General features: G+C 69.7%; 15 protein-coding genes. All 15 read right to left on the bottom strand.

Annotated elements, in window-relative coordinates:
• Nucleotides 1-2: 2 nt before the first annotated feature.
• The 15 genes from ACFSXZ_RS08615 to ACFSXZ_RS08545 all read right to left on the bottom strand — a co-directional run bounded on the left by ACFSXZ_RS08615 (nucleotide 3) and on the right by ACFSXZ_RS08545 (nucleotide 14876).
• On the bottom strand, nucleotides 3-569 hold the full coding sequence (locus tag ACFSXZ_RS08615; protein WP_378263133.1) for a phage tail protein: 567 nt from the start codon (nucleotides 567-569) through the stop codon (nucleotides 3-5).
• Complete coding sequence (locus ACFSXZ_RS08610) at nucleotides 566-2539, bottom strand: putative baseplate assembly protein (RefSeq protein ID WP_378263131.1); 1974 nt, start codon at nucleotides 2537-2539, stop codon at nucleotides 566-568. Before ACFSXZ_RS08610 ends, ACFSXZ_RS08615 begins: the two co-directional genes overlap by 4 nt.
• Nucleotides 2539-2955 (bottom strand): GPW/gp25 family protein, encoded by a 417-nt coding sequence (locus tag ACFSXZ_RS08605; protein ID WP_378263129.1) that lies wholly within the window; start codon nucleotides 2953-2955, stop codon nucleotides 2539-2541. The genes ACFSXZ_RS08610 and ACFSXZ_RS08605 overlap by 1 nt, the downstream gene beginning before the upstream one ends.
• The gene (locus ACFSXZ_RS08600) at nucleotides 2952-3269 is read right to left on the bottom strand and encodes a PAAR domain-containing protein (protein ID WP_378263127.1); all 318 of its coding nucleotides are present in this window, start codon (nucleotides 3267-3269) and stop codon (nucleotides 2952-2954) included. Before ACFSXZ_RS08600 ends, ACFSXZ_RS08605 begins: the two co-directional genes overlap by 4 nt.
• 30 nt (nucleotides 3270-3299) lie before the next feature.
• Nucleotides 3300-5075: a VgrG-related protein gene (locus tag ACFSXZ_RS08595; protein WP_378263125.1), complete on the bottom strand. Its 1776-nt coding sequence runs from the start codon at nucleotides 5073-5075 to the stop codon at nucleotides 3300-3302.
• Nucleotides 5072-5788: a CIS tube protein gene (locus ACFSXZ_RS08590; RefSeq protein WP_378263124.1), complete on the bottom strand. Its 717-nt coding sequence runs from the start codon at nucleotides 5786-5788 to the stop codon at nucleotides 5072-5074. The genes ACFSXZ_RS08595 and ACFSXZ_RS08590 overlap by 4 nt, the downstream gene beginning before the upstream one ends.
• Nucleotides 5789-5817: 29 nt before the next feature.
• Nucleotides 5818-6243: a phage tail protein gene (locus ACFSXZ_RS08585; protein ID WP_378263122.1), complete on the bottom strand. Its 426-nt coding sequence runs from the start codon at nucleotides 6241-6243 to the stop codon at nucleotides 5818-5820.
• 20 nt (nucleotides 6244-6263) lie between these two features.
• A complete protein-coding gene (locus tag ACFSXZ_RS08580) occupies nucleotides 6264-8594 on the bottom strand; it encodes a hypothetical protein (RefSeq protein WP_378263120.1) in 2331 nt (776 codons plus the stop codon).
• A gap of 15 nt (nucleotides 8595-8609) precedes the next feature.
• Nucleotides 8610-8771 (bottom strand): DUF6760 family protein, encoded by a 162-nt coding sequence (locus ACFSXZ_RS08575; protein ID WP_378263118.1) that lies wholly within the window; start codon nucleotides 8769-8771, stop codon nucleotides 8610-8612.
• Nucleotides 8768-9235, bottom strand: coding sequence for a hypothetical protein (locus ACFSXZ_RS08570; protein WP_378263116.1), 468 nt, complete (start codon nucleotides 9233-9235; stop codon nucleotides 8768-8770). Before ACFSXZ_RS08570 ends, ACFSXZ_RS08575 begins: the two co-directional genes overlap by 4 nt.
• The gene (locus tag ACFSXZ_RS08565) at nucleotides 9232-9672 is read right to left on the bottom strand and encodes a phage tail protein (protein ID WP_378263114.1); all 441 of its coding nucleotides are present in this window, start codon (nucleotides 9670-9672) and stop codon (nucleotides 9232-9234) included. Before ACFSXZ_RS08565 ends, ACFSXZ_RS08570 begins: the two co-directional genes overlap by 4 nt.
• 20 nt (nucleotides 9673-9692) lie before the next feature.
• Entirely contained in the window at nucleotides 9693-11228 is a 1536-nt protein-coding gene (locus ACFSXZ_RS08560; RefSeq protein ID WP_378263113.1) for a phage tail sheath family protein, read from the bottom strand.
• 115 nt (nucleotides 11229-11343) lie between these two features.
• Nucleotides 11344-11964: an eCIS core domain-containing protein gene (locus ACFSXZ_RS08555; protein WP_378263111.1), complete on the bottom strand. Its 621-nt coding sequence runs from the start codon at nucleotides 11962-11964 to the stop codon at nucleotides 11344-11346.
• A 147-nt stretch (nucleotides 11965-12111) separates the two neighbouring features.
• Nucleotides 12112-14202 carry an ATP-binding protein gene (locus tag ACFSXZ_RS08550; protein WP_378263109.1) on the bottom strand — a complete coding sequence of 697 codons (2091 nt, stop codon included), beginning with the start codon at nucleotides 14200-14202 and terminating at the stop codon, nucleotides 12112-12114.
• Nucleotides 14199-14876: a DUF4255 domain-containing protein gene (locus ACFSXZ_RS08545; RefSeq protein WP_378263107.1), complete on the bottom strand. Its 678-nt coding sequence runs from the start codon at nucleotides 14874-14876 to the stop codon at nucleotides 14199-14201. The genes ACFSXZ_RS08550 and ACFSXZ_RS08545 overlap by 4 nt, the downstream gene beginning before the upstream one ends.
• Between the last annotated feature and the right edge of the window lie 5 nt (nucleotides 14877-14881).

The following is a 14881-nucleotide window of genomic DNA, read 5'->3' as shown; positions in this document are numbered from 1 at the left end:
TGCTAACTCCCCTCCTCCGGTGGTGGGCCGGACAGCACCTCGACCCGGCAGGTCAGGTGGATCGGGCAGGCCTCGGCAACCAGCGCGGCAACGCGGTCCGGATCGACCGGACGACCGGGGACGCCCGGCCACACCTGGACGACGGCCTCTTCGAGGGCCTCACCGGGCAGTGCGCTACCCGGCCGGTTCGACCAGGTCGCACCGGCCCCGTCCAGGACCCGCACGCGAACTCCCAGATACACCCACAACCGGTCGGCCAATCCGCGCCTGGTGCCTTTCCAGCGATGCAACTCCACCGCGAGCGCCACGGCCCGCCGCCGCAGTTCCGCCGGCCAGTCCGGTCCGAAGTCCGCGGCGACCCAGGACGCCAGCCAGGGCAGGAAGTCCTCGGGCGTGAGCCGTGGATCGAGGTAGGCGGGCAGGTTGTCCAATGTGGACAAAACCGGCGCCAGGACGGTGTCGAGGCCCGCCACGAACCGCTGGGTGAAGCCGTCGGTGGCGTACAGCCCCGGAAGCCGCTCGCCGAGCGGATGCCTGCTGGGCAGGTCCGGTAGCGCGTTCCGGCTCATCGTTGCTCCCCGGTACCCCGTGGCCCGCCGGAGGTGACCACGACCTGGTGCTGTTGCGAGAAGACCAGCGCGTGCTGCGCGATTTCGATCCGGTCGGAGGCGGTGCCCCGTCGCCCGGTGAGGGGGTCCGCCGGGAACAGCCGGATCTCCTCCACCAGCCCGACTCCGGAGACGCGTTGCAACACGGCGAAGATCTCCCCGTACTGCACCGGCCGTCCGAACGGCCACCCGGTCCCGTCCGGGCCACCGCGAAGCGGGTTCAGGTAGGAGTAGAGCGCGTCCAGTGCGCCGGACTGCACGCGGTTCGGGTCGGCCCCCGACGCCACCAACCGGGCCACCACCGTGACACCCTGGTAGTACGGTGGTTCGACGACGAGACGAGTGCCGACCAGCCTGCGCTCGTCCAGTCGCGCCGTGATCGTGGCGAGCATTCCTTCGGAGGGGATCAACTGCTCGAACCGGAGGCGGTCTCCCTCGTCGGCCACCGCGCCGGGCACGACCAGCACGCGGGCGCCGCCCGCCTCGTCGCCCCCTCCGGCAGGCATGCAGCGCAGTCTGGCCGCGGAGGGGGCGGCCTGACGCGCGATCAACTCGTAGTCCTCGGCCGTCACCGCCCGCTCCTGCACCCGCAACTGGTTCGGGGCGCGCACCTTCGCCTCGGCCACCGTCTCCCCGTCCACCCCACCGGCCGCGGCTTCACGATTTTCCACAGTGGACACATACGGCACGGAACTACGCAGCACGGAGATCGCACCCCTGGCCACGTTTCCCGCCTTGCCACCGCCCGTGCGGTATCGCGCCACTTCGATCCGCGCGCCCTTCGGTGGTACCGCACCGTAGTACCGCATCGACCCGTTCGGTTCGCGCACCGCGGGCGGGAACAGGAACTCGCCGTTCACCGCGTCGAGCGTCACGTGCCGGTCGCCGGGCCCTGACTGTCCGAAGTGGTCCACCACGGTCCAGTCCTGCCACCCCTCGCCCACGGACACCCGCACCACGATCGGGTCACCGTCGGTCAGCACCGGCACTTTCGCGACCCGGAACCGTTGTCCCGGAACGCCTTCCGAGACGCCCAATTGCTCGCCGGTCACCGTCTCGGCGTGTCCGGCCGGCACGATGCCACCGATCGTGGCCGCTTCCGCGACGCGGATTGTGGGCGACTCGGAGTAGAAGGGCTGACCCGGTTCGGGCGGCACCACCCGGCATCGCAGCCAGCCTGCCCGGAACCCGCCCACCACCGAGGGACTGTGCCCGGCCGGCAGTCGCAGAACCACGTCGCCGGGCCGGTTGAGACCGCCGGTGGTGTCCTCGTCGGCCGGGCATTCGGTCCAGGCCGTCCCATCCCATGCCTCCCAGACCAAGGGCGGCTGTCTCGGATCGACACCGATCCCCTCGACCTGGCTGTCCAGCCGCAGGGCCACCAGGCAGCGCGGCACCGCGGTGGACAACCCGAACAGCACCGCGTCGCCGGGAGCGGGCTCCGCCTGGAAACACCGCACGTCCTTGCCCGCGCGCAGATCGCTGGTCCGGTCGGTCTGGCCACCGGTGGCCGCGATCGTCACCAGCCGGTCCAGATGGCAGGGCACCATCGGCAGGTCCTCGATGGTGGCGAACACCACCGCCTCCCGGTCTTCGGTGTGGACCGTACTCACCTCGCTTCCCGCAGGCAGGAGCACTGTCTCCTCCTGCGCGGCGGAAAGCCGGAAGGTGAGCTCCGCGGTGGCCGCGGCGGGCGGGAAAAGCCGTACACCGAGCAGGTCGAGGAAGGCCAGGAAGTTCTTCTCCGGCACCCGGTTCAGCCGGTAGAGGAGCTGATCGACCATGTACGCGAACGTCTCGATGAGCGTCACCCCGGGATCGGACACGTTGTGGTCCGTCCACTCCGGACTGCGCTGCTGCACGTACCGCTTGGCTTCGTCCACGAGTTGCTGGAACCGCCGGTCGTCCAGGTTGGGCGCGGGTAGCGCCATCAGGCAACGCTCCCTTCTTCGCCCCCGTCGGGGATGGTGTAGAACGGGAACACGAGGTTCCGCGCATCATTCGTGGAGCGGACGACGTAACGGATATCGATGTAGAGCACGCCCTCCTCGGCAGCGTCGAAAGCGATCACCACGTCGGCCACCTCTATCCTGGGCTCCCACCGTTCCAGCGCGGCGCGTACCTCGTAGGCGATACGGCCCGCGGTGGCCCCGTCGGCGGGCGCGAACACGTAGTCGTGGATGCCGCAGCCGAACTCCGGGCGCATCGGGCGTTCACCGGGCGCGGTGCCCAGCACCAGCCGGATCGCCTCGGCGATTTCCTGGTCGCGCTCGACCATCGCGATCCCGCCGGTCGCGTCGACGCGCAGCGGAAAGGCCCACCCGCGTCCGATGAACCGCTCGCTCACAACGCGCCCCCGATGATCACGTTCAGCGCGCCGAGCACGATGTTCGCGCCGCAGGTGGTGCGGTCACCGACGCAGGCGGCGGGAAGCCCGCCGATGAGCACCTGGCCACCCGGTCGCGGCGGGCCGGGCATGACGACGTTCGTGGGACCGAGCGCGGCGTGCTGCGGTATGACGCACACGTGCGTACTGCCGACGACGGCGGCGGGTTTGCCACCGATGAGGACGGTGGCGACCCGGACCGCGGCGGTGGGCGGTGGCGGGCCGAGCGCGCCACCATGCGCCGTGCTGTCTCCGAGCCGGGCGGCGGGAGGCATCGTGAACTCCTTGTCGGGCTTCGGTTTTCGCTAGTTGATCTCGACTATCCGGCCCTTGAGGCCTGCCACCGCGCCACCGTCGATCCGGACCGAGGCCATCGCGTCGACGGACACCGAGGTCTTCGCGTCGATCGACACGGACGCGCCGGAGAGGGCGAGCTTTCCCTCGCCCGCGTCGATGGTGATCCCGGCCGGTGTCAGGCTCACCGAACTCAGCGCGGTCCGCCCGCCGGGGGCGAACACGGTCAGGTCGATCCGGTTCCTTTGGTCGTCGACGCGCACCTCCAGCCGGTTGTCGCCGCTGGCGATCCGAACTCCCGGCGGGCCCGCCACGCCGTCGATCAGCTCCAGCCGGTGGCCCTTGCGAGAGACGAACGAACGGCGGTTGACCTTGCCCGCGGCGTCCACCAAGGGCAGCCGGTGCGGCGAGGGAACGTCCTTGCCGTTGTAGAGCCCGCCGAGTACGTAGGGCCGGTCGATGCATCCCTGTTCGAAACCGACCAGCACCTCGTCGCCCACCTCCTGGCCGAACACGCCGCCGCCCTGGCCGCCGAGTTGCACGGTGCGCACCCAGTCGGTCTGGTACTGCTTGTCCTCCAGCCACGGGAACTTCAGCTTCACCCAGCCGCGCTGGGACCCGCCCGTCTCCCGGACATCGGTGACGATCCCGATCGCCAGGCCCGGCACGCGCGGCCCATGGGCCGGGGCGTTGGCACCGATGGCGAGCCCCGTCAGGGAACGGTCCGGGGACGCGCTGACCAGAACCGTGGTGCGGTAACCGGAATCCGGGTCGAGGGTGTGGGTGACCGCGGCGGCGGTGTAACTGCCGGAAAACTGCGGGCCGACGTTGCCGAGGGCGACCGGCACATCGGCGTGCAGCAGCGGATTGCCTTCGACGACGGCTTCGAACTCACCCAGCCCCGAGCTCATCGACTCGGCGAGTGAGCGCGCCGCCGCGGTGGCCTCGGCGTCGTTGCCGTAGGGCGTGTCGGTGACGAGCATGGTTTCTTTGCCGAACTTGGCGATGGGACGCAGACCGGGGCGCACCGTCGTGCTGGGCCGGAGCGGCTGGTTGGCGGCGACGGCCTTCTTCGTGTCCACGTTCCAGCCGCGCACCTCGACGGCGTCGACCTGGTCCGCGGCGGTCAGCACCGCCCGAAGCGCCATCAGGTTCCGGCCGTACTCCAGCACGTAGGGGCTTTGCTCGGCCGATGTGGACGGTGGCGGGGCTTTCGCGGCCGGCGACGGCTTCGTGAAGCTGAGCCTGCCCTTGTCGTCCACTCGCACCGTGGCGCCGTGCTCGGCGGCCAAACTCTGAAGGAACTCCCAGTCGGACACGCCTGCCTGGGTGAGGTGCCGGTAGATGATTTTCGGGGAGTCGATCCTCCCCGGGGAGATCCCGCTTCCTGCCAGGACCTTGGTCACGATCGCCGGCAGGGCCATGTTCCGGAACGCCGCCACTTTCCGGCCTCGGAGCAGCCGGTGTGCCAGGTTCTGCGCCCGCACGACGGTGAATGAGCCGGTCGAGTCCGAGTCCAGTTCGAGCGCGGTGACCTCGCCCGAAAAAAGCAGTTCCCGCGACTGCTGGTCCAGGGTGGTGACGGAGACCGTGAGCCGCGTGCCGATCGTGATACCGGTTTCGGCGAGGAACTCGTGGTTCGGATCCCGGACGGCGATGGTCGCGGTGTCGGGCAGGCCCACGTTCTCGTCGACCACACACCGGACCAACTGGCTCTGCCAGGCCTCGGGCAACGGCCCCGGCGCCGCCACGATCGGATCGGCGGCGAAAGACCGTCCGGCGCTCACCGCGCACCGCCGGTGAATTCGGCGCCCGGCACCAGCAACTCCGTTCCCGGCACGAGCACCAGTGGATCGTCGATCTCGTTGGCTTCCGCGATCACCCGCCACGCCGTGGCGTCGCCGTACTCGCGCCAGGCGAGTTGCGCGAGACTGTCCCCGGCGACCACCCGGTGGGTCCGGCTCACGCTGTCCGTGCCGGAAGTCGGGTTCTGCCGGGGCGGGCCGACGCTGGCCTCTTCGATCGACAACGAACAGGTGGCCCGCAGCGGTCGAGCGTCCACATCGAACAGCGAGTAGTCCACCGAGAGACTGGTCAGCACACCGTCGAACGAGGTCGTCCGCGCGGTGCCCCATTCGAACCGCACCCAGGGACTGGCCGGTTTCTTGCTCGCCAGGCTGCGCGGGGTGGGAACGCATGCCTTCATCAGGGCCTCCACCTTCGTTTCCACCGAGTCGTCGTGCTCCGCGGTGGCGTCGAGGAACACCTCCACCGACAGTGACCGGGGACCACTGCCGACGAATTCGGGCAGGGAAGATTCCTTGGCCATCCGGGACGGCTTGCGCCGCCACTCGATGGTCTTGCTCAGCCCCAGCTTGTTCGGATTGAACTGGAACTTGACCCGCGCGATCGTGGCGCCCGGCTTCGCGCCGACCCGCGACGGCGGCTCCATGATCAGCAACTGGGCCCGCGCGAGGCCGCCCGCCTGTCGTGTGGCCACCGAATCCTCCCTTTCCCCGAAGGTGAGACCTAGGACGGTTGGAGGCCCTCGTGGGCGATTTCCAGGGTTTCCATTGCCGCCTGCGCGCTGGACGGGTCGAAGGCGGGTCCCTGCCAGCCGACCGGGACGATGCCGAGCACCTGCCACCGTGCGATCGGTGTCAGATCAGGCCGGAGCGCGACGATCTCACCATCCTTGCGCCGGACCCGCCGCATGGTTTCGCTCAACCACCGGGAAACCTTGACCGTGTCGCTGGTCACCGCCCGGGTGAGGGTGATGTTGGACCAGGTGATGCGGGTCGGCAACTGCCAGGCGAAGGAGTTGTTGCCGCCCTCCGCGAACCGCTCGACCTCCACCTGCGCGCCGAGACCGGTGCAGGTGTGGAACCTGCCGAGATCGTCCCCGCCGATGACCAGACGGAAGAACACGCTGCTGGCGAAGATGTCCTCGGACACCCTGCGCTCCTTTCCCACGACTATCGACGGCGGTCGTGCAGACGTCCTGCCCGCTCCCTGCCCTGGCGCAACTCGGCCCGCAGCAGCCTGCCGACCGGTTCGATGAGGCGGCGGGCCAACTCGTCGAGCTCCAGGCCGCCGGGACCCTTCGGGTTCGCTTCGTGCGAACTACTGCCCACTGGGGGCCGGCTCTCCCTGTCTGACGGGCTTTCCCTGCGCTGAACGAAGGTGACCGGCACCCCCGGTGGGACGCCCCCAGCCATGCGCCGGACTCCAGCCGGGACCGTGTGCCCGGGCGCCGGCGCGATGGACGGTGTGGCCACCGAGGTGGGGGCAGAGGGTGTCTTGGCCGGCAACCTCGCCAATGCCATTGCGTCCGAAGTGGACCGTACTGCCGGTGCCCGCACCCGAACGGCTCGCTGTACCGGCGGGTGACCGGACGAACGGGCCTGGGAAACACGAGGCGGCAAGGGTGGTTGCGGTCGCGGTCTCGTCCACCGCGCGGGGACCACCGGGGGCGATGCCGACCGTGCGGAACTCGGCACGGCGGACGGTGACCTGCCCGCGCTCGTCCTCGTGACAAGCGGCCTCGCCGGAAGCAACGGCAGGACCCGCTCCGGCGCCGGAATACCCGCCGACGCCATACGGGCGGCCACGATCGGTTTCGCCGCGTTCCGGGCCACCTGGAGAGCCGCACGGTGGACAGGCCCTGCCTCCGTGGATTCTCGCGCGGTTCTACCGGTCTTCTGTATGTCCGGATCCTTCGATACCGTCGCGGAAACCACGGTGAGTTCGCCCGACGGCCCGGACGGCAGCGCTCGCGGAACAGCGCCCGGAGGTGGAGTCGCCGGAAGTTCGGTGCCTGGCGGTGGCGTCGCCGGAGGCGGGGTGACCGGAGCGGTAGAAGTGACCGGAGGCGTCCGGGCGACCGGAGCGGCAGAGGTGACCGCGGGCGTCCGGGCGACCGGATCATTCCCGGTCCATTGTGGACGGTCGTCGCGCGGAGGGAGACGGGTCACCCGGACCACCGGGGGTCCCGGTGAATCGTCCACCGGCGCCGGAGAAGCGGGGACCGGCTCCACCGGGGTGATGCTTCGCTGCACCGGACGTTCGGCCCCGAGCAGCGGGGCAGCATCGCCGGCGTCTCGTGCCGGTCCCGGTGAGGGGAGCGCCGACGCCGGCAGGGCGGCGAGTGGTTCGCCGATCCCGCCCCGCCGGGGCACCGACCCGCTGCCCCGGCTGGCATCCTCACGCGGCGCCTCGACTGCCTGCACCTGGACCTCGGGCATCCGACTCCGCGACTCAGGCGCTCGCCTGGGCACGCCAGGAAGGTCGGATGCCCTACCGGTCGGCCGGGACGTCCTCGTCGCCCGCACCGAGGACTCGGATGGCCCGGTGACGCGCTGAGGAGGCGGAGTTTCCCCGGTGCGCCGGGAGTCCTGGCTTTCCCGGGCGCTCCGGCTTTCCGGGCCGTTCTGGCTTTCCCGGGTGCTCCGGCTTTCCGAGGTCTTCCGGCTTTCCCGGGCGCTCTGGCTTTCCGGGGCGTTCTGGCTTTCCCGGATTTGCCGGATCCTTTGGATTTCCCGGGTCTTTCGCGTTTCCCGGACGGGCGTTTCGCTTCCGGCACCGGCAGGCGTGGTCCGGTCGGTCCGCCCGGGTACCGGCACCGGCCGGTCGATGTGCGGCTGTGTCGCGGCCACCGGGTCGACGACATCCGCGGTGTCATGGTCGGCCGGGCTCGCGGTATCCGCGGGGCCCCTGGCGTCGATGGCGGCTGCGCCGAATGCCGTGGTCACCGGCGCCGCACCCTTGGCACCAGGTGCCGTGGTCACCGGTGCCGTGTCGCCGGTGGCGGGGTCGGGGGAAAGGACCGCGGGTACCGGCCTGGCCGGAAGCAGCGGCACCGACCGGGCCACCGTCAACGGCGGGGTGATACGCCGCGGACGCACCGTGCTCGTTGCGGATTCCCGCTCCGGAGAGCCACCGTCGACGCTTTCTGTCCACAATGGATCCGCTGACGTAGTCCGGTCGACCGTGACCGACCGGAACACCAGCGCTTCCCCCGCCGGGTGATACCCCGGACGCCCGAGCGCCGGATACCCCACCAAGCCATGGACCAGTCCCGTCGGCGCGTCCCGGCCCAGCCGGTGTCCCAGCCCGGTGGTGAGGACGGGACTCCGTTGCGCGGCCAGCACTCCGCCGAACTCACGGCCGGCCGGGAAGCGCTGGATCACCCCGGAAAGCGGTGTGACGCGCAGCCAGTCGTTCCGGCCCGGCGCGGAAGGCACCGCGGAAGCGGACGACACGACGGTGTTCCGGCCCCGCCCGAGCAGCCTGTTCCACAACCCCACCGGAAATCACCCTCCTTACGCGTGCTCTTCGTTCATCCGCGAGTTGATCCGTGCGATCTCGCGGACCCAGCGCTGCCGTTCATGGTGTTCCAGGTCCAGGACCTCCGCGCGCGGCCAGTGAAAGTGATAAGCGACGTACGCGACCTCCTCGTGCAGCCGGCCGGGCGCGTACGTCACGATTCCCCCAGGCCGCCTCCGGCGAGATCGATCTCGAAGGCGGTTTCACAGGCCGGGCAGGTGACCCCGGCGCGGGTGTGGCCCTCGCTGTTGATCCGGCGGTAGAAATCCTGCAAGAACGCCACATCGGTGGCATACATCTGTTCCACCACCCCGGCGTGCACGTCGGTGATCGTGCCGAGTTCGGTGATCACCTGGCTGAGCAGCACGACACTCAGGTAGGCGGGATTCTCCTTGACTCGCACGTCCATCTGCGGCCGCAGTTCGTCCCGCGCGGTGGCCAGCCGCATCCGGCCGTGCCGGTGCAGGGTGCCGTCCGAGTGCAGGTAGCCACGCGGTAGCTCGAACTCGAACTCGGTGCGCAGCCCCTCCTCCCGCGCCTGCCCGGCCTTCTTCCCTTCGGCCGGCGGGGCGGTGCCGACCAGCTCGTCCAGATCGCCGATCGAGACAACCCGGCGTCTCATTCCACTTCGATCCGCTCGAAGACGATGGTGGCCTTCTCCTCCGCGCCCGCGGACTGCGTCGCGCTCAGCGCGGGGCCGTCATAGTTGCTGACCCAGGCGTCGTACAACTGGATCCGGCGGACGGTCTCCCCCTTCGGGTCCTGGATCTCGATGGTGAGGTTCTGCCGAGCGTCATCGACATCTCCCTCCCCCACCGTCTTGTTGAGCCATTTGGTGAATTCGCTGTTCTTGTCCATGCCCCGGGTGATGGTGACCTCGCCGCCCTTGTGCCCGCCGGGCTGTTTCTTGGTGATGGGCTTCCCGCGTTCGGTCACCTGCTGGGTCTCGACCACGTCCTGCTGGACGGTGAGCCCGCTGATCTCTTTGATCGACTCCACGGTGACCCCGCCGAGCTGGACACCGAACCGGTGTGTCGCGAGAGCGTCGCCTTCGGCCATGCCTGTTTACCCCTTTCGCGTTATTCGGTGACCTGGCTGGTGCTGTCGGAGAACTGGGAGAGCCGGAAGATCACGAACTCGGCCGGTTTCACCGGCGCGACGCCGATTTCACACACCACCTGGCCGAGGTCGATGGACTCCTGCGGGTTGTTGTCGCGGTCGCACTTGACGTAGAAGGCTTCACCGGGTGTGCGGCCAAAAAGGGCGCCCTGCCGCCACTCCGAGGTGAGGAACGCACTGATATTGCGCCGGATGCTGGACCACAGCCGGTCGTCGTTCGGCTCGAAGACCACCCACTGGGTGCCGAGCAGGATGGACTCTTCCAGGTAGTTGAACAGCCGGCGCACGTTGAGGTAGCGCCAGGCCGGGTCGGAGGACAGCGTGCGAGCGCCCCAGATCCGGATGCCGCGGCCGGCGAAGGAACGCAGGCAGTTCACCCCGATCGGATTGAGCAGATCCTGCTCGCCCTTGCTCAAGGACAGCTCCAGATCGACCACGCCGCGGACGACCTCGTTGGCCGGCGCCTTGTGCACGCCCCGCTCACCGTCACTGCGCGCCCAGACGCCCGCGACGTGCCCGGCGGGCGGCACCAGCGTGTTCCGGCCACCCGCCGGGTCGAAGACCTTGATCCACGGGTAGTAGAGCGCGGCGAAGCGCGAGTCGAAACCGGCCTCCTCCATGCGCCAGTCACGGGCCTGTTGCGCGTTCAGGCCGGGTGGCGGGTCCAGCACGGCGATCCGGTCCCCCATCTGCTCGCAGTGCGAGATCATCGCGAGCTGGACCGTCCGGACACCCTCGGCGTCGAGCACGCCCCGCTGGTAGGCGCTCATCAGGTCGGGCACGGCCACCATGGTGATCTCGTCGATCGTCTCCAAACCACCGAAACCGGTCCGGTCGGCCAGGTCGCCGACGTACTCCTTCGCGTCGATCCCGGCCGGTACCACTTGACCGGGCGGGTTCGCGGCGAGTACCACGGACTGGTTCTCCGGCCGGGCGGGCGCGGTGTCCGGCTGTTCGCTCACCTCGATCAGGTTGGACCGCTCTCGCACCAGCGTGACCACATAGCTTCTGAGGTTGCGCCGGGAGGAGACGTCGAAATCCTCCACCACCTCACCGCCTCGGCGGACCAACAGTTTGAACCGGTCCTCCGGCGGGTTCTCCCCGTCGGCATCGGCGACTTCCACGGTGAGCTCGGAATCCACGCCGCTCAGTGCGGAGACCCTCAACCCTCCCAACGGGACGGGTTCCGGCGCGGGCGTGCGCTGCCGCCCGGCCGCCTCGGTACCGGCGGGCGGACCGCCGACCCGGACCACGTACGCCGTTCCTCCGCCGTTGGTGAAATAGCCGTAGACGGCATGCGCGAGGTAGTCTCCTTCGCTGAATCCGCCGAAGATCTGCACGTACTGGTTCCAGTTCGTCACCAGCGTCGGCTGGTGGAAGGGCCCCTGCTCGGCGAAACCGACGAAGGCGGCCACCGCGGTGCCCACCCCTTCGATCGGCCGGGCCCCGTTCTGGACCTCTTCCACGTACACGCCCGGGGAGAGGTAGGAGGGCATTTTGGCTCCTTCGTATTCCAGTTCTGTGTGGTTCAAGCTTGGCCGCGGCCGTGGTGCGGCGACAGGTCCGGACGTCTCCACACGAGGGAACCGCGGTTGCCTTTCCAGGCACGGGTCAGGCCCCCCGGAATTCGTCCTCCTCCGGGACCGGATCGTTCATCACCCGCGTGGCGGTGGCCTCGGCGGCGCGCTCGAAGGCGTCCGAGGGATGCGAAACACGCAGTCCGTCACCGGTGTCGGTGCCCGCGACCGGCCCGGACCGCTGCTGCACCACATGAGTCAGTTCGTGCGCCAGCATGTGTTTGCCCGCCGCTGAAGTGGTGTCGTAGCGGCCGCGCTGGAACACGATGTGCCTCCCCGAAGTGAAGGCGTCCGCCCGCACCGATTCCGCGGCGGTGTGTGCCGTGGAATCGGTGTGCAACCGGACGTCGGAGAAATCCGCGCCGATCCGGCTTTCCATCTCCCGTCGGACCGGCTCCTCCAGCGGTTTGCCTGGTGAAGTCAGGACATCCCCGACCGCGGAAGCTGGTGCTTGCTCGTCTGTCTGGTCTTTTTGCCGCCGCCGCGCGGTCAGCATCCGGGCCACCACGGCGTTTCCGAGGCTCCGCTGCAGTTCCGGGACGTCGGAGAGGAAGACCACCGACGGCACCGGGACGGCCGAAGTTTCCCGTCTCGGCGCCGCCGTGGGGGCCGCGTGGCCGTCCACTTTGCGCGATGGCTCGTGCGCGTGCGTCAAAAGATCACCTCATTGACTTCTGCCCGGCTCTTCCGCCGTCGTCCACCGGGATCCTGGCCTTCGCCGAGAGGGCGTACTTCACCGCGTTCGAGAATCCGACCAGCGATCCCCGTGGGTGGAGGCCGGACGGGCGCGTGGTTTTCCCGATCATGGACGTGATGCGTGCTCGAGTGCACTTGGGTCACCCTTCGAAGAGGAGGTCACGGAGCCCGCTCGATCACCGAACTCGTGGTCCAGGACGAGCCGGCCCAGCTTGTGGTATTCGCGGAGCACCGCCTCGATCACCTCGGCGGTGCCGACCGGGTGGCCGGATTCCGCGGCCAGATAGGCAGCGGTCACCGCGCAGGCGCGGATCGAGCCGCCGCTCAATTCGAACCGCTCCGCACAGAGACCGAGGTCCAGTTCGGCGGCGCGGGGCAGTTCCCGGCCCAGGCAGCGGTCCCACAGTGCCAGTCGCTGTGCCGCGTCGGGCATCGGAAAGTCCGCTATCACATCCAGCCTGCGAATGAATGCTTCGTCCATATTGGATCGGAGGTTGGTGGTCAGCACGGCGATTCCGTCGAAGGACTCCATGCGCTGCAGCAGAAAGGCCGACTCGACATTGGCATACCGGTCATGCGCGTCCTTGACGGCGGAACGCTGTCCGAAGATCGCGTCGGCTTCGTCGAACAACAGCACTCCGTTCACGCCGGCGGCCTCGGTGAAGATCCGTTCCAGGTTCTTCTCGGTCTCGCCGACGTACTTGTCCACCACGGTGGACAGATCCACCACATACAGGTCCATGCCCAGTTCGGCCGCCACGACTTCGGCCGACATCGTCTTCCCCGTTCCGGACTCGCCCGCGAACAACGCCGTCACTCCGCACCCGCGTCCTCCACCCGGGCGCATCCGCCACCGGCCGAGCACCCGGTCGCGGTGCCGCGCGCGCAGTGCCAACTCGCCGACGGCACGCCGGGCCGGCTCAGGCAGCACCAGGTCGTCCCACCCCACCGCCGGGACGATGTGGCGGGCGAGCCGGTCCAGTCCGGCGCCGTTCTGCGCCCGGACCCCGGCCCGGAGATCAGCCAGTTCCACCGGCCTGCCCTCGACCGAGGCGAGCCGGGCGGCGACGGAGGCGGCCCGCCGTACCTGCTCCGCGCCCAGCCGGTATCCGGCGAGCGCGGGCGTCCAGGCCGGATCGAACTCGTCACCCACCTCGCGCCGCCATCGCCCCGGATCCGGTGGTGGGACATCGAAGGGCACGGGCATCCTCGGCGCCCAGGCCGGATCCCAGGCAACCTCGCCGTGCGCCAGCAACGGAACGCCCTCCGCCCGTCCGGCGACGGTTCGCAGCAACCGGGCACGCTCCCCGCGTCCGGGTTCGAGTGTCTCGAGTGGACCGAGGACGATCCCGGCGCCCGCCAACCGGGCTTCACGGACGAGCGCGGCGAGCAGGGCCGCCGGGTCAGGCTCCCCGAGTAGCGCCACCAGGTCCGGCACGAGCGCGCTACGGCCGTCGGCGGCCAGCGCGTCCACCGCGGCCTGCACGACATCGTTTCCCCGCAAATGCAGGAAATCGGCCCCGGTGCGGAGTGCTTTCCGGATCCGTGCCGACCGCCCGGCTTCGTCAAGGACGGGATCTTCCCGCACCGGCCACGAGCGGAGGACGTCACGCAGGACCGGGTCCGGATCGTCATTGCCCAGCAGATGCGCGACGACGCGGTCGGGAACCCGGAGCGTCCGGGAAAGCCAGGGACGTTCCGGCTCGAGCACCTCGACCAGCCCTCCGGACACCAGTGGTGCGGCCGCACCGAACCGGAACCTCCCGTCACCGGCCGGCGGGATCCCGCACAGTTCGAGTGTCAGGCCGATGGTCGGCCTGCGTCGGGTCACGTCGTCGTTGAGATAGCCGTAGAGCCGTTCGAAACGGGGGTCGACATCGGGAACCGCGATCACGAGCAGGAGTTCGATGTCCAGTTCGGACAGCCCGAAGTCCCTCCCGATCCGGTGCAGCCGCGAGCCGGGTGCGGCGGGAACGGTCGCGTCACCCGTCGGCGTACTCGCCCATGCCGACGACGGCAAGGAAAGGATGCGCTCGACTTCCTCCGGGGTGAGGTAAAGGCCGCGGTACGGGTCTTCCGGAGAAGGATCGGAACCCCGCCGGACCGCGACCGCGTGCCGCACTCGTCGCTCGACTACTCCCAGCCGCGCCCACAAGTAGCCGAGGTCGTCCACAGTGGCCGAGCCCGTGGCCGTCATTGCGGGGCCTTCCCGCGCTTGCGCCGCGCGGGCGCAGACGGCCGGCTCTTGGCGGGCGCGAACCCGATCCCTTCCGCCTGCGACCCCTCGTAACGAAGCCGGCGCGCGGAATCCCGGTCGGCCCGCACGACCAGGCCTTCGGTGACCGGCGGACCGGCCGGCTCGCGGTCCCCGGCCAGCGGCGCGGTCACCAGGAGCTCGAGCGACGGCCTGAGTTCCCCGCCGAGCGCGGACCAGAAGTCGCCGATCGCCCGTCCCTCCGGCGGCGCGGCGGTTTCCAGTGAGACGGTCAGGCCGAGTTCGGCGAGACTTCCGCTCAGCCACTCCGGCGTGAGGCGCTCGTTGCGCACGAGGAGGCGAAGCATGTCCGAGAGCAGCCGGTGTTCATCCTGTGGCCGGTTCGTCCACGCCGTCACCACGTAGGAAAGCCGGAACCATCGCGGTGGGCTCAGCCAGCCGAGCACCACACCGTCATCGGCGGTGTCCTCGATCGTGCCGGTGCGGCGCCGGGTCAGGTCCTCCCGGATGTCGTAGAGGAACACGCTGATGGTGGGCGCGTTGCGCTTGCCCGCCCACTCCTTCGTGGGCGCGTCGAAGGCGAGTTCCACGCCACCGCCCGGAATTCCGGCCGCCGCCAGCAACCGCCGGAGGCCCTCGTCCACCTCGTGAATCATCGGCC

The organism is Amycolatopsis pigmentata (genome assembly GCF_042684065.1).
In the GTDB taxonomy this organism is placed as follows: Bacteria; Actinomycetota; Actinomycetes; order Mycobacteriales; family Pseudonocardiaceae; genus Amycolatopsis_E; species Amycolatopsis_E pigmentata.
The sequence above is the reverse complement of the archived record's forward strand: the minus strand, read 5'-3'. Positions and strand labels throughout refer to the sequence as shown.